This window comes from Pseudomonas alvandae (assembly GCF_019141525.1).
In the GTDB taxonomy this organism is placed as follows: Bacteria; Pseudomonadota; Gammaproteobacteria; order Pseudomonadales; family Pseudomonadaceae; genus Aquipseudomonas; species Aquipseudomonas alvandae.
In genome coordinates this window covers 5,330,200-5,352,736 of the sequence record NZ_CP077080.1, presented here as the reverse complement: position 1 = coordinate 5,352,736, position 22,537 = coordinate 5,330,200, and the positions used below count along the sequence as shown (strand labels likewise).

Sequence of the window (22,537 nt, the reverse complement as noted above, 5' to 3'; positions counted from 1 at the left end):
CGCATTCGCGAGCAAGCCCGCTCCTACAGGTTGGCCCCGAGCACCAGCCGCTGCCTCGCAGCGGCTTTTGTATTTTCTGAAATAACGAAGTGGAGAGCCGCATGGTTCCCGTAATCGCCCTGGTGGGCCGACCGAACGTCGGCAAGTCCACCTTGTTCAACCGCCTGACCAGGACTCGCGACGCCATCGTCGGCGACTTGTCCGGTCTGACCCGTGATCGCCAATACGGTGAGGCCAAGTGGCAAGGGCGTACCTATATTCTGGTCGACACCGGCGGCATCTCCGGTGATGAACACGGCATGGACGAAAAAATGGCCGAGCAGTCTCTGCTCGCCATCGAAGAAGCCGATGTGGTGCTGTTCCTGGTAGACGCCAAGGCCGGTTTTACCGCCGCCGACCAGATGATCGCCGAGCATTTGCGCAAGCGTAACAAGCGTTCCTACGTGGTCGCCAACAAGGTCGACAACATCGACCCGGACATGGCCCGCGCCGAGTTCGCGCCGTTGGGCATGGGCCAGGCGATCCCGATCGCCGGTGCCCACGGACGCGGCATCACCCAGATGCTGGAAATCGCCCTGGCTGATTTCCCCAAGGATGACGAAGACGAGCCGGAAGAAGGCGAGGAAGAAATCGTTGCCGAGGGCGAGGAAGCCAAGCGCATCCCGGGCCCGAGCGAAAAAGACGGGATCAAGATCGCGATCATCGGTCGCCCGAACGTCGGCAAGTCGACCTTGGTCAACCGCATGCTCGGCGAAGACCGGGTCATCGTCTACGACCAGCCCGGCACCACCCGCGACAGCATCTACATCCCCTTCGAGCGTAACGAAGAGAAGTACACGCTGATCGACACCGCCGGTGTGCGCAAGCGCGGCAAGATCCACGAAGAAGTCGAAAAGTTCTCCGTGGTGAAAACGCTGCAGGCGATCAAGGACGCCAACGTGGTGATCTTCGTGATGGACGCCCGCGAAGGCGTGGTGGATCACGACCTGAACCTGCTGGGCTTTGCCCTGGAAGCCGGTCGTGCGCTGGTCATCGCGATCAACAAGTGGGACGGCATGACGCCGAGCGAGCGCGACTACGTGAAGGTCGAATTGCAGCGCCGGCTGTTCTTCGTCGACTTCGCCGACATCCACTTCATCTCGGCCCTGCACGGCACGGGCGTGGGCAACCTCTACGCTTCGGTGCAGAATTCGTTCAAGTCGGCTGTCACCCGCTGGCCGACCAACCGCCTCACCCAGATCCTCGAAGACGCCGTTGGCGAGCACGCGCCACCGATGGTCAACAATCGTCGGATCAAGCTGCGCTACGCCCACTTGGGTGGCGCCAACCCGCCGATCATTGTGATCCACGGCAACCAGATCGAGAAAGTGCCCAAGTCGTACGTTCGCTATCTGGAGAACACTTATCGTCGCGTCCTGAAGTTGGTCGGCACCCCGATCCGCATCGAGTTCAAGGGCGGCGAGAACCCGTACGAAGGCAACAAGAACACGCTCACCGACCGCCAGGTCAACAAGAAGCGCCGCTTGATGTCGCACCACAAGAAGGCCGACAAGAAGCGCCGCGACAAGCGCTGATTGTCAATGCAGCGCGCCGAACCCTGTGGCGAGGGGATTTATCCCCGCTGGGCTGCGAAGCAGCCCCAAGACAGGCAACTCAATACGCCTGATATACCGAGTTGTTGGGTTCTAGGGCTGCTGCGCAACCCAGCGGGGATAAATCCCCTCGCCACAGGTTCTGCGACGAGATGCATTGAAGAGGGTGCCCACGGGCACCCTTTTTCATGCCCGGCGATTGGGCTATCCTCGACCTCTCCCGCGCCGCACCAGAGCCGGGTGCAGACCCAGGGAAACCTCGATGATCACCAGCAAGTTGCCGAACGTCGGCATCACGATTTTCACCCAGATGTCACAGCTCGCCGCACAGACCGGCGCGCTGAACCTGTCCCAGGGGTTTCCCGATTTCGATGGCCCGCAAGCCCTGCGCGATGCGGTCGGCCGGCACATTGCCCAAGGCCACAACCAATATTCGCCCATGACCGGCCTGCCGGTGCTGCGCCAGCAGATCGCGGCGAAAATCGCCCGCAGCTATGGCGCCAGTGTCGATGCCGATCAGGAAGTCACCGTGACCCCTGGCGCGACCCAGGCGATTTTCTGCGCTATTGCGGCGGTGGTTAACAGTGGCGACGAAGTCATCGTCTTCGACCCAGCCTACGACAGCTACGAGCCTTCCGTGCAACTGGCCGGCGGGCGTTGCGTGCATGTGCCACTGGGCCTGGACGATTTCGCCATCGATTTCCAGAAGCTCGGCGAAGCCCTGAGCCCGCGCACGCGCATGATCATCCTCAACACGCCGCACAACCCCAGCGGAGCGTTGATCAGCCGCGCCGAGCTGGACCAATTGGCGGCCTTGATCCGTGATCGTGACATCTACCTGATCAGCGACGAAGTCTACGAGCACCTGGTATTCGACGGCGTGCCTCATGTCAGCGTACTTGCCCATGAGGAACTGTATCGCCGCGCCTTCGTGGTCAGTTCGTTCGGCAAGACCTACCACGTCACGGGCTGGAAAACCGGCTACGTCGTCGCGCCTGCCGCCCTGACGGCGGAGCTGCGCAAAGTGCATCAGTACGTCAGCTTCTGCGGCGTGACGCCATTGCAGTATGCGTTGGCCGACTACATGGCCGAGCACCCCGAACACGTCGATGAACTGCCAGGCTTCTATCAGGCCAAACGCGACCTGTTCTGTGATCTGCTGGCACCGTCGCGGTTCAGCTTCAAGCGCGTCGCCGGCACTTACTTCCAACTGGTCGATTACTCGCAGATCCGCCCAGACCTCAATGACGTCGACATGGCGCTGTGGATGACCCGCGAACACGGCGTGGCGACCATTCCGATTTCGGTCTTCTACCAGAACCCGCCGCAGGGCCAGCGCCTGGTGCGCTTGTGCTTTGCCAAGCGCGAGGAGACGCTGCGTGAAGCGGCGGAAAAACTATGCGTGATCTGAGTGCCTTGCCCAACCTGAACATTGCCTTGATCCAGACCACGCTGGCCTGGCACGACCGCCGGGCCAACCTGGAGCATTTCGACGCGTTGCTTGAGCAGGCGCGCGGGGCGGACTTGATCATCCTGCCGGAAATGTTCACCACCGGTTTTTCCATGGAATCCGAGACCCTGGCGGAGCCTGAAAACGGACCCGCCAGCAAGTGGCTCAAGGACCAGGCGGCGAAACTGGATGCGGTAATCACCGGCAGCGTGATCGTCCAGGCCGCCGATGGCAGCCATCGCAATCGCTTGCTGTGGGCGCGGCCGGACGGCGAAGTGCTGCATTACGACAAGCGCCATCTGTTCCGCATGGCGGGCGAGCATAACCACTACACACCGGGCGACCAGCAGGTGCTGTTCGAGCTCAAGGGCTGGCGGATTCGCCCGTTGATCTGCTACGACCTGCGCTTCCCTGCATGGAGTCGCGACGCCGAGGACACTGACCTGTTGCTGTATACCGCCAACTGGCCGGGCGCCCGGCGCCATCACTGGAACCGGCTTCTGCCGGCGCGGGCCATCGAAAACCTGTGCTACGTAGCGGCGGTTAACCGGATCGGCACTGACGGCAAGGGCTTCGCCTATACCGGCGACAGCCAGGTGCTGGACTTCCAGGGCGAAACCCTGCTCAGCGCTGGCGAAGCCGACGGAGTGTTCACCGTGTGCCTGAGCGCGGCGGACCTGGCAGCTTATCGCACGCGGTTTCCGGCCAACCTGGACGCCGACCGTTTCGAGTTTATTTATTGAAACGATTCAGCCTCAAGAAGCGCTGTTGCGTGCCGATAACCGGTCAGCCAAGGAGGAGTCTCTATGACCAGTATCAGCGCAACGACCGTAAACCCTTATCCGCTGTCAGCTCCAAAAGTCTCCATTCGCGGGGCTGAGGAAGAGAAGGCGGTCAGTCCGGTGACACCGACTGACAGCAACGAAGACAAAGACAAGGCACTGAAAGTCGACACCAGCGGTGCGAACATCGCCGGTGCAGGCGGCAGCAGCGGCGCCAGCGACGTCATCGAGCAGTTGAAGAAGCAGATCGAGCGGACCGAGAAGCTGCTGGCCGAACAGCAAGCCCAGTTGGCTCGCGTGCAGAAAAGCCAGGCCGATCAGGAGCAGAAATCCCAGGAAGCCATGGCGATCCAGACCCAGATCATGGCAACCCAGGCGACCTTGCAGACCCTGCAGGCTGCGCTGTTGCAGGCGATGACTGTTTCGATCGATACCCATGCCTGACATTTTGGTCGTCTGAAAGGGCCCCTTCGCGAGCAAGCCCGCTCCCACAGGAGATTTCTGCCAGGCACAGAGTTTGTTCTCGCAGCAGATCCATTGTGGGAGCGGGCTTGCTCGCGAAGGGGCCGGAACAGGCCACACAAAACCATCAGCCAAACAAAAAGGCCCCAGGGTTCACACCCCAGGGCCTTTTTGCATTTCAGCCTTGGATCAAGCCGCCTTGGCTTCCGGCTGGCTCAGCGAGCGGTTCAGTGCGCTGAACAGTGCCTTGAAGCTCGCCGTGGTGATGTTTTCGTCGATGCCCACGCCGTGCACCGCACGCTCGCCGTTGACCCGCAGTTCGATGTACGCCGCGGCCTTGGCATTGGTGCCGGCGCCGATGGCGTGCTCGTTGTAGTCCATGATTTCCACCGGAATCGGCAGGCCGGCCACCAGCGCTTCCAGGGCGCCGTTGCCTCGGCCGCGCCAGTGCAGGTTGGTTTCGCCCTGGCCCTTGCTTGCCACTTCCACTTCCACGGCGCTGTTGCCGTTTTCTTCCTGCAGGCGATGGCTGACCAGCGCGTACGGGGTGTTGGCTTGCAGGTATTCACGCTGCAGCAAGGCATGGATCTGCTGGGCGGTCATCTCCAGGCCCAGGCGATCGGTCTCGCGCTGCACCACCTGGCTGAACTCGATCTGCATGCGACGCGGCAGGCTGATGCCGTATTCCTGTTCCAGCAGGTAGGCGATGCCGCCCTTGCCCGACTGGCTGTTCACACGAATCACTGCCTCGTAGCTGCGGCCAATGTCGGCCGGGTCGATCGGCAGGTACGGCACTTCCCACAGGGTGTCCGGTTTCTGCTGGGCAAAGCCCTTGCGGATGGCGTCCTGGTGCGAACCGGAGAAGGCGGTGTGAACCAGGTCGCCGACGTACGGGTGACGTGGGTGCACCGGAATCTGGTTGCACTCTTCGACCACTTTGCGCACGCCGTCAATGTCGGAGAAATCCAGTTCAGGGTTGATGCCCTGGGTGTAGAGGTTCAGCGCCACGGTCACCAAGTCGACGTTACCGGTGCGTTCGCCGTTGCCGAACAGGCAGCCTTCGACACGGTCGGCGCCGGCCATCAGGCCCAGTTCGGTAGCGGCCACGCCGGTGCCACGGTCGTTGTGGGTGTGCAGGCTGATCAGCACGCTGTCACGACGAGTGATGTTGCGGTGGAACCACTCGATCTGGTCGGCGTAGATGTTCGGGGTGGCGACTTCCACGGTGGCCGGCAGGTTGAGGATCACCTTGCGCTCAGGCGTCGGGTTCCACACTTCGATCACGGCGTCGCAGACTTCCTTGGCGAACTCCAGCTCGGTGGCGCTGAAGGTTTCTGGCGAGTATTCGAACTGCCACTGGGTTTCCGGCTGCTGGGCGGCGTATTTGACGAACAGCTTGGCCGCGTTCACCGCGATTTCCTTCACGCCTTCCTTGTCCTGGTTGAACACGATGCGGCGGAACGACGGGCAGGTGGCGTTGTACAGGTGGACGATGGCCTTCTTCGCGCCACGCAAGGATTCGAAGGTGCGGGCGATGAGGTCTTCACGGGCCTGGGTCAGCACCTGGATGGTGGTGTCGTCCGGGATGTGGCCTTCTTCGATGAGGGTGCGCACGAAATCGAAGTCGGTCTGCGACGCCGCTGGGAACGATGCTTCGATTTCCTTCACGCCTACTGCAACGAGGGTCTTCCAGAAGCGCAGCTTCTTGACTGCGTCCATCGGCTCGATCAGCGACTGGTTGCCATCGCGCAGGTCGGAACTGCACCAGATCGGCGCGGCGGTGATGGTCTTCGACGGCCAGGTGCGATCCGGCAGGTTGATGGTCGGGAACGCGCGGTATTTCGAAGACGGGTCTTTGAGCATGCTCATGGGCGGAATCCTTATTGTCGTGGCCGGAAAAAGGCGGCCTGCCGGTGTTTCGAATGGGGTGGCTCTTCAGCCGGGACGAGGTGCCGCGATTCAGCCCGGCAGTCGTGCGCTGACGAGGCACAGGCTGCGGTGCTGGCGAAGCTGAATGAGGGTGTGAGAGGTTTTCATGCTTTCAACCCTAACCGCGTGGGCGGGGGGTTGCAAGCAGTCGGGGAAAATTGGGAGAAGTTCTGTTTTTGAACTGATTTGCGGGATTTAATCGCGCATGTTCGGGAATGGGTTCCTGGAAATTGCGTCGATGTTTTTAGCTTGGCAATCCGCAGGAGGCGGTGATGCGACAGCCGTCATCGCGAGCAAGCTCGCTCCCACAGGGGATCTGTGCTGATTGCAAATGTTGTTCACTGAGATCCCCATGTGGGAGCGAGCTTGCTCGCGATGAGGCCAGTAGCCTCACCACAAACACTCAGGGTTGAAACGCACCGATAAAAATCGCCGGATCCACCCGCGCATCATTCAGGCTGATGTTCCAGTGCATGTGCGGCCCGGTCGCGCGACCGGTGGCGCCGACCTTGCCGACCACCGCGCCGCGGGCCAGTTGCTGGCCGACCTTCACGTCGATCTTCGACATGTGGCAGAACATGCTGATGAAGCCTTGGCCATGGTCGACAAACACCGTGTTGCCATTGAAGAAGTAATTGCCGGTGAGGATCACCTTGCCGGCGGCCGGGGTCTTGATCGGCGTGCCAGCGGGCACGGCGAAGTCCAGGCCGGCGTGGGGGTTGCGTTCTTCACCGTTGAAGAAACGACGCACGCCGAACTTGCTCGACAGCGGACCGTTGACCGGTTTGTCCAGCAACAGGTTGCTGGGAATGTTCGGGCTGAAGCTGCGGTAGGCCTTCAACTGCACCGCGAGCTCGGCGTTGATGCGCTTGAGGTCCGCCGGGTTCGGGTTGACCTGGCGCGTGTTTTTCAGCGTGATGTGCTGCTCGGGGTACTTTTTGTAGCCGACCACGAAGGGCTGGGTACTGCCGCCGCTGCTGATCTGCTGCGTGCCGGGTTGGACCGTCAGCGGAATGCCGACAATTGCCAGCCAACTCTGCTGTTCCTTGACCACCAGCACCGGTTTGCCCTGGTAGGTGGCTTTGGGCGCCTGGGCCGCGCTGCCCAGGTCCACCACGGCCACGCCGCCGGGCACCGGTTTGTTCAGCAGGCGAGTGATGTAGCTGTCGGCGTAGGCGTTGAAGGTCAGGCACAGCAAGAGCAATGAGGCGAGATATCGCGGCATGAATCAGTCCAGTAAAGAAAGGGTGACCGGCGTCAGGTGGTTGTCTTCGACCCGCACCAGCAGTTCGCCTTCGCCGAGCTTGGCGGTCAGCCGCTGGCCGGTCTGGGTTTGCCCGGCGTTGCGGATCGCGTTGCCGCGTTCGTCGAGCAGGATGCTGTAGCCGCGACCGAGGGTCGCCAGCGGACTGACGATGTGCAGCGTCTGCATCTGGTTTTGTAGCTGGACGCGTCGCGTTTTAAGACCTTCGCGCATCGCCCGGGGCAGGCGTTCGGCGAGGCTGTCGAGGCGTTGGCGCAGCATGGCCAACTGTCGGCCCGGGTGTTGCCCGGCCAGGCGGGTTTCCAGGCGGATCAGCCGTTCGCGGCGGGTATTGAGGCTGCGTTCGAAGGCCCGGCGCATGCGCATGTCCAGATCATCGAGGCGCTGGGCTTGCTGGCGCAGGCGTTCGCCGGGGTGGCGCAGGCGTCGGGTAAGACCTTCGAGGCGCAGTTGATCGCGCATCAGCCGATCGCGCATGCGCATCACCAGTCGACGGTGCAGGCTTTCGACCCGGCGCACCAGGTCGCCAGCATCAGGCGCCAGCAGTTCGGCGGCGGCGGACGGAGTCGGCGCGCGCACATCCGCGACGAAATCGCTGATGGACACGTCGGTCTCATGGCCGACGGCGCTGACGATCGGCGTGACGCAGGCATCCACCGCCCGGGCCACGGCTTCTTCGTTGAAACACCACAAGTCTTCCAGCGAACCGCCGCCCCGGGCCAGGATCAGCGCGTCGAAGCCGCGGGCATCGGCCAGTTTCAGGGCGCGGACGATTTGCGCGGTGGCCTCGCGGCCCTGTACGGCGGTGGGAATCAAGGTCAGGGAAATCTGCGGAGCGCGGCGGCGGAATACGCTGATGATGTCGCGGATCACCGCGCCCGTCGGTGAGCTGATGATGCCGATGCGTTGCGGATGGGCCGGCAACGGTACCTTGCGCTCGGCACTGAACAGGCCTTCGGCGCTGAGCTTTTCCTTCAGGGCATCGAAGGCCAGGCGCAGGGCGCCATCGCCGGCCGGCTCCACGGTGTCGAGGATCAGTTGATAGTCGCCGCGGCCCTCGAACAGCGAGACCTTGCCGCGCACCTTCACTGCCAGCCCGTCCTTCAAGGCCTGGCGCACCCGTGCGGCGTTCTGCCGGAACAGCGCGCAACGCACCTGGGCGCCGCTGTCCTTGAGGGTGAAATACACGTGGCCGGAGGCGGGGCGGGCGAGGTTGGAGATTTCGCCCTCGACCCAGATGTTGCTGAACACGTCTTCGAGCAACACCCGTGCACGGCCGTTGAGCTGGCTGACAGTCAGGACCTCGCGGTCCAGGCCCAGTCGGGCAAAGGGATCTTTAATCATGGGCGGCATGATAAGGGGATTCGCGGACAGTGTGCAGAGAATTAGACCGGGTTGCCTGCATCGCGAGCAAGCTCGCTCCCACACTGGATTTATGTCGCGCTGAACTCCCTATGTGGGAGCGAGCTTGCTCGCGATAGCGTCGGATCGGTTGATATAAATGCTGGATGTACCCCTCGGCATCTGGCTAAAGTCCCCGCTCTCCTCATCAAGGAAGTGCCGGATGAATTTTCTACCGTGGCTAGGTGAATGGGCATTCGCCCCCACGCAATGGCTGCTGATCGGCTCGGCCATCGTCCTGGCCTACGTCGTCTTCGGCATCGCCGGGTTCGGCACGGCGCTGGTGGCGGCGCCGATCCTGCTGTTGTTCATGCCCCTGTCGAAGATCGTTCCGTTGCTGGTGTTGCTGGATTTCGTCGCGGCCTTCGGCAACCTGTTGCCTTCACGCCGGGAGGTGTCCCGGCCGGAGCTGCTGCGGTTGCTGCCGTGCATGGCGGTGGGTTGCACCTTGGGCGTGATCTTCCTGCTCAATCTCAAGTCCGATCTGTTGCTGCTGTTGATGGGGCTGTTTATCAGTGCTTATGCGATCTACAGCTTATTGATAAAGGCCCGGCCGGCGCAGCTGTCGGCGCTGTGGTCGATCCCCATGGGCACGGTGGGCGGACTGTTCGGCGCGTTGTTTGGCAGTGGCGGCTTTTTGTATGCGATCTACCTGAACAGCCGTTTGTCCAAGGAGGCGGCGCGGGCGACCCAGAGTGCGCTGATCAGTTGCAGCACGGTGGTACGCTTGAGTCTGTTCGTTATCGCCGGTGTGTATGCCGAGCTACCCTTATTGGTACTGGCGCTGTGTTTGATGCCGGCCATGGCGCTGGGGTTGTGGGTGGGGCGTCGTCTGACCATGAAAATGTCCCGAGAGGCCTTCGTGCGGCTGGTCACATGGTTGGTGCTCGCCAGTGGCCTCGCGTTGATCGGGCGCTACCTGAGTGCTTGACCTGACCCCACCAAGGATTAAGCTGCCGGCCTTTTATAAGATCCGCCAGGAAAACCGCCAGGCCTCGCCATGAATTCGCAAAGCATCATCGTCCCGAAAATTTCCACCTTGCCGGTCCACGAGCCTCGGGCCCGGGCGATCGTGCGTTGGCTGGTGCGCAAGAACATCGTCGAAGAACAACTGACCACCTGCGGACGTACCGGCAATCGCATGGCCCATGCCATCGCCCCGGGTGCCCGCGACGTGGTCCTGCATCCCGACGCGTTGCCGTTCGGCGAACCGGTCAACGGCCTGGAGATCATCACCAAGCGCTGCATCTATACGCCGGCCAAGGGCTTTCTCGAAGAGGCGGGTTGTGCCGAGTGCCGCAAGGAGATTGGCGAAGCGCTGTTCGAAAGCCTGGAAGACTGGATGCCGGGGCGCACCGATAACTTCACCTGCCCTGAATGCGGGCACGAAGACGACATCAATGGCTTCCTGTTCCTGCAACCCTGCGCTTTCTCCAACCTGGGTTTCATCTTCAACAACTGGCTGGAGGCGGGGTTCAAGCAGGACTTCATCGATGAATTCGCCGATTGGCTGGATCAGCCGGTGAGTTGGGTGAAGGTGGAGTTGTAGATAGGTACACAACTGGATGCTTTTGTGGCGAGGGGATTTATCCCCGCTGGGCTGCGAAGCAGCCCCCGACGTCAGGGCTGACACACTGCAGTAAAAGAGATCCTGGGGGCGCTTCGCACCCCAACGGGGATAAATCCCCTCGCCACAAAAGCATCCAGTGTTTTGGATGTGCGTGCGGTGGTTTCAGCCCGTCAATCACCCCGCCAATAATAGACAGAGTTTTACATTGAGCCAGACGGGGTGCATGAGTATAATGGCGCGCTTCCATTTTCCCGCTCGGGAGCCCCCGCGATGCTGCGTATCAGCCAAGAAGCTCTGACCTTCGACGACATTCTCCTAGTGCCCGGTTATTCCGAGGTACTGCCTAACGAAGTCAGTCTCAAAACCCGTCTCACCCGTGGCATCGAACTGAATATCCCCCTGGTTTCCGCCGCCATGGACACCGTGACCGAAGCCCGTCTGGCCATTGCCATGGCCCAGGAAGGCGGTATCGGGATCATCCACAAGAACATGACCATCGAACAGCAGGCCGCCGAAGTGCGCAAGGTCAAGCGGTTCGAGGCTGGCGTGGTCAAGGATCCGATCACCATCGAGGCTGACGCCACGGTCCGGGATCTGTTCGAACTGACCCGCATGCACAACATCTCCGGCGTTCCGGTGCTGCACGATGGCGACCTGGTCGGCATCGTCACGTCCCGCGACGTGCGTTTCGAGAACCGCCTGGATGCCACCGTCCGCCAAGTGATGACGCCTAAAGAGCGCCTGGTCACGGTCAAGGAAGGCACCAGCAAGGACGAAGTCCGCGAGTTGCTGCACAAGCACCGCATCGAACGCGTGCTGATCGTCGACGACAAGTTCGCCCTCAAGGGCATGATGACCGTCAACGACATCGAAAAAGCCAAGGCCTACCCGCTGGCCAGCAAGGACGACCAGGGTCGTCTGCGCGTCGGCGCCGCCGTCGGCACCGGCAAGGACACCGGTGACCGTGTCGCGGCCCTGGTCAACGCCGGTGTCGACGTGGTGGTGGTCGACACCGCCCACGGTCACTCCAAAGGCGTGATCGACCGTGTGCGCTGGGTCAAGCAGAACTTCCCTGAAGTGCAGGTGATCGGCGGCAACATCGCCACTGGCGCTGCCGCCAAGGCCCTGGCCGCCGCCGGCGCCGACGCCGTGAAGGTCGGTATCGGCCCTGGCTCGATCTGCACCACCCGCATCGTCGCCGGTGTCGGCGTGCCGCAGATCAGCGCCATCGCCAACGTCGCCGCCGCCCTTGAAGGCACGGGCGTGCCGTTGATCGCCGACGGCGGTATCCGCTTCTCCGGTGACCTGTCCAAGGCCATCGTCGCCGGTGCCTACTGCGTGATGATGGGTTCGATGTTCGCCGGTACCGAAGAAGCGCCGGGCGAGATCGAACTGTTCCAGGGCCGTAGCTACAAGGCCTATCGCGGCATGGGTTCGCTGGGCGCCATGTCCCAGGCCCAGGGTTCTTCCGACCGTTACTTCCAGGACTCCTCCGCAGGGGCCGAGAAGCTGGTGCCGGAAGGCATCGAAGGTCGCGTGCCGTACAAGGGCACCCTGAGCGCTATCATCCATCAACTGATGGGCGGCCTGCGTTCTTCCATGGGCTACACCGGCAGCGCCGACATCGAAGAGATGCGCACGAAGCCTGAATTCGTGCGCATCACCGGCGCCGGCATGGCCGAGTCCCATGTCCACGACGTGCAGATCACCAAGGAAGCGCCAAACTACCGCGTAGGTTAAGGCCTTCAGCAAAACGTTAATCACCGGGGCTGTTCATTCAGCCCCGAGTTGTTTCTGATTCACTACATGAGAATGAGTCATGGCCCTCGACATTCACGCTCACCGCATCCTGATCCTCGACTTCGGTTCCCAGTACACCCAGCTGATCGCCCGCCGCGTGCGTGAGATCGGCGTGTACTGCGAACTGCATCCGTTCGACATGGATGACGAAGCGATTCGCGAATTCGCGCCTAAAGGCGTCATCCTCGCTGGCGGCCCCGAGTCCGTGCACGAAGCCGACAGCCCGCGCTGCCCGCAAGCCGTGTTCGACCTGGGCGTGCCGGTCTTCGGCATCTGCTACGGCATGCAGACCATGGCTGAACAACTGGGCGGCAAGGTCGAAGGTTCGGACCTGCGTGAGTTCGGTTATGCTCGTGTCGACGTGGTCGGCAAGAGCCGCCTGTTGGACGGCATCGAAGATCACGTCGACGCTGATGGCCTGTTTGGCCTCGACGTGTGGATGAGCCACGGTGACAAAGTCACCAAGATGCCGGAAGACTTCCACGTCCTCGCCAGCACCCCGAGCTGCCCGATTGCCGGCATGTTCAACGATGATCGTCGCTACTACGGCGTGCAGTTCCACCCTGAAGTGACCCACACCAAGCAGGGCGGCCGCATCCTGTCGCGCTTCATCCTCGACATCTGCGGGTGTGAAGCCCTCTGGACCCCGTCGAAGATCGCTGAAGACGCCATCGCCCAGGTCCGCGCCCAGGTCGGTACCGACAACGTGTTGCTGGGCCTGTCCGGCGGCGTCGACTCCTCGGTGGTTGCCGCATTGCTGCACAAGGCCATCGGCGACCAGCTGACCTGCGTGTTCGTCGACAACGGCTTGTTGCGCCTGCACGAAGGCGAGCAAGTGATGGCTATGTTCGCCGAGAACATGGGCGTCAAGGTGATCCGCGCCAACGCCGAAGAGCAGTTCCTGAACAACCTGGCCGGTGAGTCCGACCCGGAGAAGAAGCGCAAGATCATCGGCCGTACCTTCATCGACGTGTTCGATGCCGAATCCTGCAAGCTGGACAACATCAAGTACCTGGCCCAGGGCACCATCTACCCCGACGTGATCGAGTCGGCCGGCGCCAAGAGCGGCAAGGCCCACGTGATCAAGTCCCACCACAACGTCGGTGGCCTGCCGGAAGAGATGAACCTCAAGCTGGTCGAGCCACTGCGCGAACTGTTCAAGGACGAAGTGCGTCGCCTCGGCCTGGAACTGGGCCTGCCGTACGACATGGTCTACCGCCACCCATTCCCGGGCCCGGGCCTGGGCGTGCGGATCCTCGGTGAAGTGAAGAAGGAATACGCCGACCTGCTGCGTCGCGCCGACCACATCTTCATCGAAGAACTGCGCAAGGCCGACTGGTACCACAAGGTCAGCCAGGCGTTCGTGGTGTTCCAACCGGTGAAATCGGTGGGCGTGGTCGGTGATGGCCGTCGCTACGCCTGGGTCGTGGCCCTGCGCGCCGTGGAAACCATCGACTTCATGACCGCTCGCTGGGCGCACCTGCCGTACGAGCTGCTGGAAACCGTTTCCGGGCGGATCATCAATGAAATCGAAGGCATTTCTCGCGTGACGTATGACGTGTCGAGCAAGCCGCCGGCGACGATTGAGTGGGAGTGATGGGACATCCCAGGGGATAATTATCCCCTGCGGTTCTGAAATCGATGCAACGTCGATTTTGTCATCGGAGGGAGGAAGGGGCGTCTTCAGCCTCTTCCTTCACTCTGACGAGCCGGTTGTTAGAAATAATCGTTTTTGTGCGCGGCGCTTGTTATCTAATCATTTTTATCCCGTTCTAATCGATGGCTGACAGGGCCAGGCACGCGGCGATCATGTCGAAGGCTGGTTCAGGCATCAGAGAAACTCTGCTCGAATCAAATCCGTATCGAACGGCGTAACCCCTTGGTGAGGCGAAAATACCGCCTGTGCCTGTTCCGGCGAAGCCACCCGTTCTCCTCGCGCACGCACATGTAGATCGAACAGCGTCTCCAGATCCGGACGTGGCGTGTGCACCAAGGCCCGCAGCATCAACGATATCCCACTCAGGTTGTTCTGAACGTTGTTCCATCGTGGTGAAGATGTGAGCCCTAGATCGGCCCAAATCACGCGCCGCTCCTGCAAGTCCATCACGAACGGCAGACAGATCTGTGTATCGGACGCGATGTCGAGACGGTCGATCACGGATCGCGGTTCGAATACTTCACCCGAGCCCACGTCAGCACGGGCCATCCAGCCAGCGAAGCATTCGGGAAGGTCGCAGTACGGCTGCTCGGTATAAGAGTTGATGGACGTGACGACGTAGCGAATACCCTTCTCGAGGAGGGCATCAACGTCAAGGTCGATGAATTCCGAAGCGCCGTGGGGCGCGTCGACGATGTCACCGCTGTGGTAACCACCGAACGCCTTCAGGTTGTAGTACGAGACAGTTTGCATGAACACGAAACGGGTGTTGAAAAAAGCAGCGGACAAGTCGATGTCTGTGCGTTGACCGCCGTTTTTCCACCAGAGGAACAGGCGAATGAAACGCGTGTCAGGCATAGGCAACCGGCTGCCTCGCACCAGCGTACGCAGCGACTTCGATGCGGCACGCTGCGCAAGTGGCACTCTGTATTCGTGCAGTGAGGGATCAATGAAGCAGCGGCCTAACGGAGGCAGCGACGCGAAACGCTTGATCAGAGCGTCCTCGCAAATTTGGGCCGCACGTGCCAACACCTCGGGTGTGAGAGGTTCACGTCGATCCTTGATGCCATAGACTTTGGCCAAGGCTCCTTTCGGTGTGAAGGCCCGCAAGGGCAGGGGACGCGGGGCTCTTACTTGGGCCAGCACCTGCAGCAGGATGGGTGAAGAGACCTGCGTCGCGACAGCCTCGAAAGCATCGAGCACGGCATCTGGATCGGTCGCACGGCGCAAGGTCACATCCAGCCGTCGAGCGAACTCACCGGGACGATCCTGCAGTATGGGCGTAAGCGCGGCGATCTGACGCTGGGCAAGCAGTGTTTCGACACGTGATCCAAACGAGGCCGGCGCGTCGTTGCGGCGCGCTGCCGTGATGGCGGCGAGAGCGCGTGGGTACTTATCCGCATACTCCCCCGGATGCAGCACTTCGGCCAAGCGCTTCCAGCGTTCGGCATGGCGCATCACATCTTCCGCAGCGCTGGGTGCGCGATCGAGTAGGCGCAACAGCAGACGGCGCGTCGCGCGCTTCATCGCCGTGAAACGAGTTGAAGCTGTCGTCAGCGACACGTCTCCTCCAGTCAACGCGACCGCCAGCCGTAGCACGTCCGTCGCCGTTTCGACGTTTCGTTCCAGGAAGGCGTCCAGCCGTGCATCGCTGGCTACATGCCGGAGCAGTGCGCCGCCAACCAATGCACGGGTTTCCCGAAACGGTACGGCTTCCGGCAGCAGACGGAACACGTCGCCTTTGTACGCTCGGATAAACCAGACGACATCAGTAGTTTCCTCATCGGAGAGCGAGGTACGCGCGGAAACCAGCGGTTCGAGCATCGACTCGAATTCAGAGACGCTTCCCAGTTCGATGACCCGGGATACGAAATTCCCTTCCAACATCACAGGTCGAGGGTGCTCTTCGGGTGGCAAACGCCAAAGCGTGAGGTAGTGCGAGACGGCGGTAAGATACAACTCCGCCTGGGAAGCCTTCAGTACTTGTTCTGGAAAGGCTGGGTAAAGCGGCCTGTGGCGCACATGGGCGCCGGTCTGCCGCCGAAGTACCTCGACAATTTCGCGCAGCCAGTGTGTGAGTTCTGCCGCCGAGAGCATGCTGATGCGCTCAATCAGTGGCTCCGATAGCACGCATCGGAACGCGGCGATTTCCTGGACAGCCGACGCGACCTGGGCGCGCGTGGCACCGCCGGTGCCCGTCGGGACGTGAACCTTGCTGCGGCGACGCAGGAACAGCTCCTGATTCATGCTTGATTCTCCCTTTGGCCGCCGTTGTGATTGGGCAGCAGCGTCGCGTGTGCAGTCGATATGAAAACGCCTGCAAGAAGCAGGCGCGGTGTGGAGAGCGGAACCCCTAGGTCATGAGGGATAGAAGGAAGGTGTTCCATAGCCACGGCGGCATTGTACGGAAGGTGGGGGCTGCTTGTCAGGCAAACACATAGCTTGAAACGTACTCGATTCTCAGCCGGCAATTTTCCTTTAATTGCTTCCGGACTTGGAAGCTCCCCCCACAGGACCGTTCCGTCGACCCGGAACCGCGGCGAGACAGCTGGCTCCCGCTGGAGTGCCAAGCGCCACCGTCACCTTTCGCTACGATTTCTTGCCTCAATAGGCGCAGAAGAGTGCTTACCATCGGCGGCGATGCCCGGCTGGTTTCGCCGGCGTGCTCGCAAACGCTGGCGCGTGCTCACCGACGTCCGCGCACAGTTCATCAAGTTGCTATCGACCAACGTGAGCGCGGCTGAATGCTGCGTTTGAAAGAGTGCGCAGGGTTGTCATTTGACAACCCTGCGTTTCATGCGAATACTGGAGATCACGGATGACTCGTCCAACGCACCCGAAAAAAGAGATTGAGGAAGCGTTAAGGCATGCCGAAGGGCACGGCTGGCGCATAGAAGTCGGCGGCAGCCACGCTTGGGGGCGGTTTTACTGCCCGTCCAAAGACGTGGAGTGCCGTTGCGGTGAGTTCTGCATCACTTCGATATGGAGCACGCCGAAGAACCCAGGCAACCACGCGCGAGCGTTGAGACGCGTCGTGGAGAATTGCTCGAGGCATCGCAATCAGCGCGATGCGGATCACGATGCTAAGGAATAGAACGATGGAATATATCTTTACCTTGAAATATCAGCTTGTTGATGACGGCTGTGCCATGGATGAATTGGTCGAGCGGCTGGGTGAAGCGGGCTGCGACGATGCCCTGGTTGGTATCGGGCAGCCCGGACGGATGGCGCTTGAGTTCACTCGCGATGCGCCTGATGCGGTCGAGGCCGTGCTTAGCGCTCTGGCCGATGTCCAGCGCGCGGTGCCATTGGCCAAGTTGATCGAGGTTGCGCCTGATTTAGTCGGTCTGACAGACGTCGCCGAGATCGTAGGCGTGTCTCGGCAGAACATGCGCAAGCTGATGTTGGCTCATCCGGGCAGCTTCCCTACGCCGGTGCATGAGGGCAGTACATCCATTTGGCATTTGGCGGACGTTCTCAGCTGGCTTCAGGCCAAGGGCAGCTATTCGCTTGCCAGGAACGTGCTGGATGTCGCGCAGGTGGCCTTGCAGGTCAACGTGGCGAAAGAAGGTCGACGATTTCCTGGCGTGGCTTTTAAAGAGCTGGACGCTTTGGTTGTGTGACAATCTTGGAGGGCTGCTGCGCAGCCCTGCGGGAGTAAGCTCCCTCGCCACATGGAAGGTCGATGTGGGGTTTCAGGCGCGTTCTATACTCCGGGCTCCCTTTGCCGTGAAACACGCGTCGCAATCCAGGAGCCCGCCATGAACGACGTTCAAAAACTCGCCGCCCTGCGCATCGTCTTGATCCTGGTTGGTCTGATTGCCGTTTTCGCGATCTGGCCGCTGATGATCCTGTGGCCGTCCGGCTGGGCATGGCACAGCGGCCATTCCGACTATCCGCTGATGATTGTCGGCATCTACGCGACGCTCGGCGTGTTCCTGCTGAGGGCCTCCCGCGAGCCGATGAAACACTTGAGCCTGATCGGGTTCACGGTGTGGTCGAGCATCGTGCATGGCGCGATCATGGCGGTGCAGTCGTTTGGCGTCGGGATGGACGGGATGTCGCACTACGGGCACTTGCTCGGCGATGTGCCTGCCTTGTTCGTCGTCGCGGCGGCGCTGGCCTTTTTTACGCCTCGGGGGGTAAACGCGCGCTGACCGCTCGGTTCATTCTTTTGTCGGGAAGTGACCACCACAGGTTTTTTTCATCTTCGTTTCCTTACCGTTTCTCATCTGCGGGTGTATCGTATTCGCCTTTTGCGGGCCCACCGGTCCGTCGCAGATGCAGAGGTAGTCGCGTTCATGTCCTTTACCCGTCGCCAAATTCTCGGTGGCCTGGCCGGTCTTGTTGTCGTTGGCGTGGGTGCAGGCGGTGCGTCGCGGTATTGGCTGGGCAAGATGGCCGATGCTGACGCCGGTCACGACTATGAATTGATCGCCGCGCCTTTGGACGTGGAACTGGTGGCCGGGCACAAGACCCAGGCCTGGGCGTTTGGTCCGTCAGCGCCGGGCACCGAACTGCGGGTCCGCCAGGGCGAATGGCTGCGGGTGCGTTTCATCAATCACCTGCCGGTCGCGACCACGATTCATTGGCACGGCATCCGCTTGCCGCTGGAAATGGACGGCGTGCCGTACGTCTCGCAGCTACCGGTGTTGCCGGGTGAATATTTCGATTACAAGTTCCGTGTGCCGGACGCCGGCAGCTATTGGTACCACCCCCACGTCAACAGCAGCGAAGAGCTTGGACGAGGATTGGTCGGGCCGCTGATCATCGAAGAGCGCGAGCCGACCGGTTTCAAGTTCGAACAGACCTTGAGCCTCAAGAGCTGGCACGTGGACGAGCAGGGCCAGTTCGTCGAGTTCAGCATTCCCCGCGAGGCGGCGCGTGGTGGCACGGCCGGGCGGTTGTCGACCATCAACGGTGTGCCGCAGGCGGTCATCGATTTGCCGGCCGGGCAGATCACTCGCGTGCGCTTGCTCAACCTCGACAACACGCTCACTTATCGCATCAACATTCCTGGCGTTGAAGCGCAGATCTATGCGCTGGACGGTAACCCCATCGAGCCGCGCCCATTGGGCAAGGAATACTGGCTGGGGCCGGGCATGCGCATCTGCCTGGCGATCAAGGCGCCGCCGGCCGGCGAAGAATTGTCGTTGCGCAATGGCCCGGTACGCCTGGGGACATTGCGTTCGGTACCCAATAACGACGCGCCGAGCCCATGGCCGCCTGCATTACCGCCCAACCCGGTGTCGGAGCCGGACCTGGCCAATGCCGAGAAACTCAACTTCAATTTCGAATGGGTCGGCTCGGTGTCGGTCAACACTGACAACGGCAAGCCGCCGAGCCTGTGGCAGATCAACGGCAAGGCTTGGGACATCACCGACAAAACCTGCGCCGACCGGCCGATCGCCACGCTGAAGAAAGGCCAGAGCTACATTTTTGAATTGAAAAACATGACCCAGTATCAGCATCCGATCCATTTGCACGGCATGAGCTTCAAGGTGATTGCGTCGAACCGCCACAAAGTCATCCCGTATTTCACCGACACCTACCTGCTGGGCAAGAACGAGCGGGCGCAGGTGGCATTGGTGGCGGATAATCCGGGCGTGTGGATGTTCCATTGCCATGTGATCGACCACATGGAAACCGGCCTGATGGCCGCCATCGAGGTGGCGTGATGCGCCAGATTCGCCCCGCCAGGATCATTGACCGCAGCCGTGACCAGGATTTCATGCGCGAAGCCCTGGCTCTCGCGGCACAAGGCGCGGCGCTGGGCGAAGTGCCGGTGGGCGCGGTGCTGGTGCAGGATGGCGAGGTCATCGGGCGCGGCTTCAACTGCCCGATCAGCGGCCACGACCCCAGCGCCCACGCGGAAATGGTCGCCATCCGCGCCGCCGCCCAGGCGGTGAGCAACTATCGCCTGCCGGGCAGCACCCTCTATGTGACCCTGGAGCCGTGCAGCATGTGCGCCGGCCTCATTGTTCATTCACGTATCGCCCGGGTCGTCTATGGAGCGCTGGAGCCCAAGGCAGGGATTGTGCAGAGCCAGGGACAGTTTTTCAGCCAGGGCTTCCTGAACCATCGGGTGATGTTCGAGGGTGGGGTGTTGGCTGAGGAGTGCAGCACGGTGCTGAGTGAATTCTTCAAGGCCCGAAGAGCCAAGTCTTCAGACTGAACACTGACCCCCTGTGGGAGCGAGCTTGCTCGCGATAGCGGTCTGTCAGGCGACATCTCTGTTGAATGTCAGGTCGCCATCGCGAGCAAGCTCGCTCCCACGGGGGGGTGTGGTGCTTGGACTGGTTATTTACGCGCCACAATCACCGCCCGCATCGGCGCCGGCAGGCCTTCGATGGTCTTGCTGTGGTCTTCAGGGTCGAGGAAATCGCTCAGCGACTGATATTTCATCCACTCGGTGCTGCGTTGTTCTTCCACGGTGGTCAGGCTCACGTCGACGCAGCGCACATCGCGGAACCCGGCGCGGCGCAGCCAGCGTTCCAGTGCGGGCACTGACGGCAGGAACCACACGTTGCGCATCTGCGCGTAGCGGTCCTCCGGCACCAACACCTGATGTTCGTCCCCCTCGATTACCAAGGTCTCCAGCACCAGCTCACCGCCCTTGACCAGGCAATCCTTCAAGGCGAGCAAATGTTCGATAGGCGAGCGGCGGTGATAGAACACGCCCATGGAAAACACCGTGTCGAAGCCTTCCAGCTCCGGCGGCAGGGCCTCGAACGGGAAGGGCAGGTGCCAGGCGTTGGGCTGCGACAGGTAGCGCTGCACCGCCTGGAACTGGCAGAAGAACAGCCAGTTGGGATCGACGCCGATTACCGTGTCCGCCCCGGCACCGAGCATGCGCCACATGTAGTAGCCATTACCGCAGCCCACGTCGAGGATGCGCTTGCCCTTGAGATCGAGATGCGGGGCGACGCGTGACCATTTCCAGTCTGAGCGCCATTCAGTGTCGACGTGTACGCCAAACAGATCGAACGGGCCTTTGCGCCAAGGTGACAGGCCCATCAGCGCGGTACGCATCTGGGCGCGGGTTTCGTCGGAGCAATCGACATCCAGCGTCAGCCCATTCAGCAGATCCACGGTGGTGGGCTGCAAGACAGGCAGCGCATCGAGCGCGCTTTGCCAACGCTCCAGGTCGCCGTGGCCCTTTTCCATCTTGGCGTCCAGCTGCGCCTGCAGCGTCGTGGCCCAATCGGCCAGGGGCGTGCCGGCCAGATGGCGGGCGAGGGGGGACAGATCAATCATGGCAAGGCAATCAACGAGGCGAAGTTAAGACATTGGAACCACGGCACGACTTTCGAGAAACCGGCGGCCAGCAGGCGCTCGCGGTGTTCTTCGAGGCTGTCGGGCTTCATGACATTTTCGATGGCGCTGCGTTTCTGGGCGATTTCCAGTTCGCTGTAGCCGTTGGCGCGCTTGAAGGCCACGTGCAGGTCGGTGAGCAGCGCGTGTTCCTCGGCATCGTTGAAGCGCAGCTTCTCCGAAAGGATCAGGGCGCCACCGGGCAGCAACGATTGGCGGATGCGGCCGAGCAGCGCGGTGCGCTGGTCCGGCGCGATGAATTGCAGGGTGAAGTTCAACGCCACCACCGAGGCCGGCTGGAACGCCAGGGCCAGGATGTCGCCCTCGATCACCTCCACTGGCAGCAACTCCTGGAACATCGAGTCCTGGCCGTTGAGGTATTCGCGGCAGCGCTCGACCATGGCCGCCGAGTTATCCACCGCAATCACCCGGCAACCGTCGGTGCGCACATGGCGGCGCAGGGCCTGGGTCACCGCGCCGAGGGACGATCCCAGGTCGTACAGCACGCTGTTGGGCTGGGCAAATTGCGCCGCGAGCACACCGAGGTTCTCGACGATGGTCGGGTAGCCTGGCACCGAACGCTTGATCATGTCCGGGAACACCCGCACCACGTCTTCATTGAAGGCGAAGTCAGGCACCTGGGCCAAGGGTTGGGCGAATAGGCGATCGGGTTCTTTGCTCACGGCGGTTCCAGCGGCTGGGGGGCGAAAAGGCCGGCATTTTAACCAGAAAATCATCGGTTCTGTGCGGCTTTCAAATGGGCGTTTGCCTATCAGCCAACCCCTGCTCAATTCACCGAAATGGCGCAATCAAAGGTTTCCACGGGCGGCACTTCCGGTGCCCACGGCTGTTGATAAGTCAGGCGCAAGCGCCCGGTGCCACCCGCAAACGCCTGGAAACGCCAGGTCGATACCCCGGCGGCGCCGACCACGCCAGCGTCCTCGGGGTTGCGATAGACCTCCGGGCCAAGGCCTTTTAGAACGCCGCCGGCCGAGTCCTGGATGCTCCAGCGATAGCCGGTGGTGGGGTTGCTCGGCAGGCTCAGGATCAGGTTCTGCCCGCTATTTAGTCGTACAGGGCACTGACTTTGCTTTTCCAGCGTCACGTTCTGTTTCGGCTGTGTGGCGCAAGCGGTCAGCAGGGCGAGGCTGGCCGGGACGAGCAGGCGGGTGAGGGACATAAAGACTCCGGCATTCACGACGAACGGCGAGCATAACCGAAGATGCTACTGGGTGTGTCAGGTGGAAGTGCGCGGGTGCGGATGGCGCCTTCGCGAGCAAGCCCGCTCCCACACAATTTGGGATGGATCACAAGTA

20 protein-coding genes are annotated in these 22,537 nt (G+C 61.6%); 13 read left to right on the top strand and 7 right to left on the bottom strand.

All coding sequences use genetic code 11. The features are described 5' to 3' along the window. Positions 1-101 precede the first annotated feature (101 nt). From der to KSS97_RS23770, 4 genes are all read left to right on the top strand, one after another. Positions 102-1,574: a ribosome biogenesis GTPase Der gene (gene der / locus KSS97_RS23785; RefSeq protein ID WP_030139585.1), complete on the top strand. Its 1,473-nt coding sequence runs from the start codon at positions 102-104 to the stop codon at positions 1,572-1,574. A 280-nt stretch (positions 1,575-1,854) separates the two neighbouring features. After that, positions 1,855-3,003 carry a pyridoxal phosphate-dependent aminotransferase gene (locus tag KSS97_RS23780; RefSeq protein ID WP_030139584.1) on the top strand — a complete coding sequence of 383 codons (1,149 nt, stop codon included), beginning with the start codon at positions 1,855-1,857 and terminating at the stop codon, positions 3,001-3,003. Beyond that, positions 2,991-3,785, top strand: coding sequence for an amidohydrolase (locus KSS97_RS23775; protein WP_030139583.1), 795 nt, complete (start codon positions 2,991-2,993; stop codon positions 3,783-3,785). The genes KSS97_RS23780 and KSS97_RS23775 overlap by 13 nt, the downstream gene beginning before the upstream one ends. A gap of 63 nt (positions 3,786-3,848) precedes the next feature. After that, positions 3,849-4,268, top strand: coding sequence for a hypothetical protein (locus tag KSS97_RS23770; protein ID WP_030139582.1), 420 nt, complete (start codon positions 3,849-3,851; stop codon positions 4,266-4,268). A gap of 207 nt (positions 4,269-4,475) precedes the next feature. Here the strand turns inward: KSS97_RS23770 and leuA are convergent, their stop codons facing one another. The 3 genes from leuA to xseA all read right to left on the bottom strand — a co-directional run bounded on the left by leuA (position 4,476) and on the right by xseA (position 8,823). Continuing rightward, a complete protein-coding gene (gene leuA, locus KSS97_RS23765; RefSeq protein ID WP_030139581.1) occupies positions 4,476-6,155 on the bottom strand; it encodes a 2-isopropylmalate synthase in 1,680 nt (559 codons plus the stop codon). A gap of 463 nt (positions 6,156-6,618) precedes the next feature. Beyond that, positions 6,619-7,440, bottom strand: a complete 822-nt coding sequence (locus tag KSS97_RS23760) for a peptidoglycan DD-metalloendopeptidase family protein (RefSeq protein ID WP_217860275.1) — start codon at positions 7,438-7,440, stop codon at positions 6,619-6,621. 3 nt (positions 7,441-7,443) lie between these two features. Further along, entirely contained in the window at positions 7,444-8,823 is a 1,380-nt protein-coding gene (gene xseA, locus KSS97_RS23755; RefSeq protein WP_217860274.1) for an exodeoxyribonuclease VII large subunit, read from the bottom strand. Positions 8,824-9,043: 220 nt separating this feature from the next. Between xseA and KSS97_RS23750 the strand changes: the two genes are divergently transcribed. From KSS97_RS23750 to guaA, 4 genes are all read left to right on the top strand, one after another. Then, positions 9,044-9,811 (top strand): sulfite exporter TauE/SafE family protein, encoded by a 768-nt coding sequence (locus KSS97_RS23750; protein ID WP_217860273.1) that lies wholly within the window; start codon positions 9,044-9,046, stop codon positions 9,809-9,811. Positions 9,812-9,880: 69 nt separating this feature from the next. Next, a complete protein-coding gene (locus tag KSS97_RS23745; RefSeq protein WP_198796301.1) occupies positions 9,881-10,429 on the top strand; it encodes a sugar ABC transporter ATPase in 549 nt (182 codons plus the stop codon). A 291-nt stretch (positions 10,430-10,720) separates the two neighbouring features. Continuing rightward, the gene (gene guaB / locus KSS97_RS23740; RefSeq protein WP_217860272.1) at positions 10,721-12,190 is read left to right on the top strand and encodes an IMP dehydrogenase; all 1,470 of its coding nucleotides are present in this window, start codon (positions 10,721-10,723) and stop codon (positions 12,188-12,190) included. Positions 12,191-12,269: 79 nt separating this feature from the next. Further along, positions 12,270-13,847 (top strand): glutamine-hydrolyzing GMP synthase, encoded by a 1,578-nt coding sequence (gene guaA / locus KSS97_RS23735; protein ID WP_030139575.1) that lies wholly within the window; start codon positions 12,270-12,272, stop codon positions 13,845-13,847. Positions 13,848-14,081: 234 nt separating this feature from the next. Here the strand turns inward: guaA and KSS97_RS23730 are convergent, their stop codons facing one another. Continuing rightward, positions 14,082-16,154, bottom strand: coding sequence for a TerD family protein (locus KSS97_RS23730; RefSeq protein WP_217860271.1), 2,073 nt, complete (start codon positions 16,152-16,154; stop codon positions 14,082-14,084). Positions 16,155-16,725: 571 nt separating this feature from the next. On the opposite strand from KSS97_RS23730, the gene KSS97_RS28475 reads away from it, so the two are divergent. From KSS97_RS28475 to tadA, 5 genes are all read left to right on the top strand, one after another. After that, the gene (locus KSS97_RS28475) at positions 16,726-17,001 is read left to right on the top strand and encodes a hypothetical protein (protein WP_030139573.1); all 276 of its coding nucleotides are present in this window, start codon (positions 16,726-16,728) and stop codon (positions 16,999-17,001) included. Between the two features lie 4 nt (positions 17,002-17,005). After that, complete coding sequence (locus tag KSS97_RS23725; protein WP_217860270.1) at positions 17,006-17,530, top strand: helix-turn-helix transcriptional regulator; 525 nt, start codon at positions 17,006-17,008, stop codon at positions 17,528-17,530. A gap of 138 nt (positions 17,531-17,668) precedes the next feature. Next, complete coding sequence (locus tag KSS97_RS23720; RefSeq protein ID WP_030139571.1) at positions 17,669-18,064, top strand: DUF6632 domain-containing protein; 396 nt, start codon at positions 17,669-17,671, stop codon at positions 18,062-18,064. 144 nt (positions 18,065-18,208) lie between these two features. Then, positions 18,209-19,585 carry a multicopper oxidase family protein gene (locus KSS97_RS23715; protein ID WP_198796303.1) on the top strand — a complete coding sequence of 459 codons (1,377 nt, stop codon included), beginning with the start codon at positions 18,209-18,211 and terminating at the stop codon, positions 19,583-19,585. Beyond that, complete coding sequence (gene tadA, locus KSS97_RS23710) at positions 19,585-20,082, top strand: tRNA adenosine(34) deaminase TadA (RefSeq protein ID WP_030139569.1); 498 nt, start codon at positions 19,585-19,587, stop codon at positions 20,080-20,082. Before KSS97_RS23715 ends, tadA begins: the two co-directional genes overlap by 1 nt. A gap of 125 nt (positions 20,083-20,207) precedes the next feature. Here tadA and cmoB read toward each other — a convergent pair whose 3' ends face one another. The 3 genes from cmoB to KSS97_RS23695 form a co-directional block, all read right to left on the bottom strand. Continuing rightward, positions 20,208-21,164: a tRNA 5-methoxyuridine(34)/uridine 5-oxyacetic acid(34) synthase CmoB gene (gene cmoB / locus KSS97_RS23705; RefSeq protein ID WP_217860269.1), complete on the bottom strand. Its 957-nt coding sequence runs from the start codon at positions 21,162-21,164 to the stop codon at positions 20,208-20,210. After that, on the bottom strand, positions 21,161-21,904 hold the full coding sequence (cmoA, locus tag KSS97_RS23700; RefSeq protein WP_030139567.1) for a carboxy-S-adenosyl-L-methionine synthase CmoA: 744 nt from the start codon (positions 21,902-21,904) through the stop codon (positions 21,161-21,163). The genes cmoB and cmoA overlap by 4 nt, the downstream gene beginning before the upstream one ends. A 104-nt stretch (positions 21,905-22,008) precedes the next feature. Further along, positions 22,009-22,401 carry a protease inhibitor I42 family protein gene (locus KSS97_RS23695; protein ID WP_198796306.1) on the bottom strand — a complete coding sequence of 131 codons (393 nt, stop codon included), beginning with the start codon at positions 22,399-22,401 and terminating at the stop codon, positions 22,009-22,011. Between the last annotated feature and the right edge of the window lie 136 nt (positions 22,402-22,537).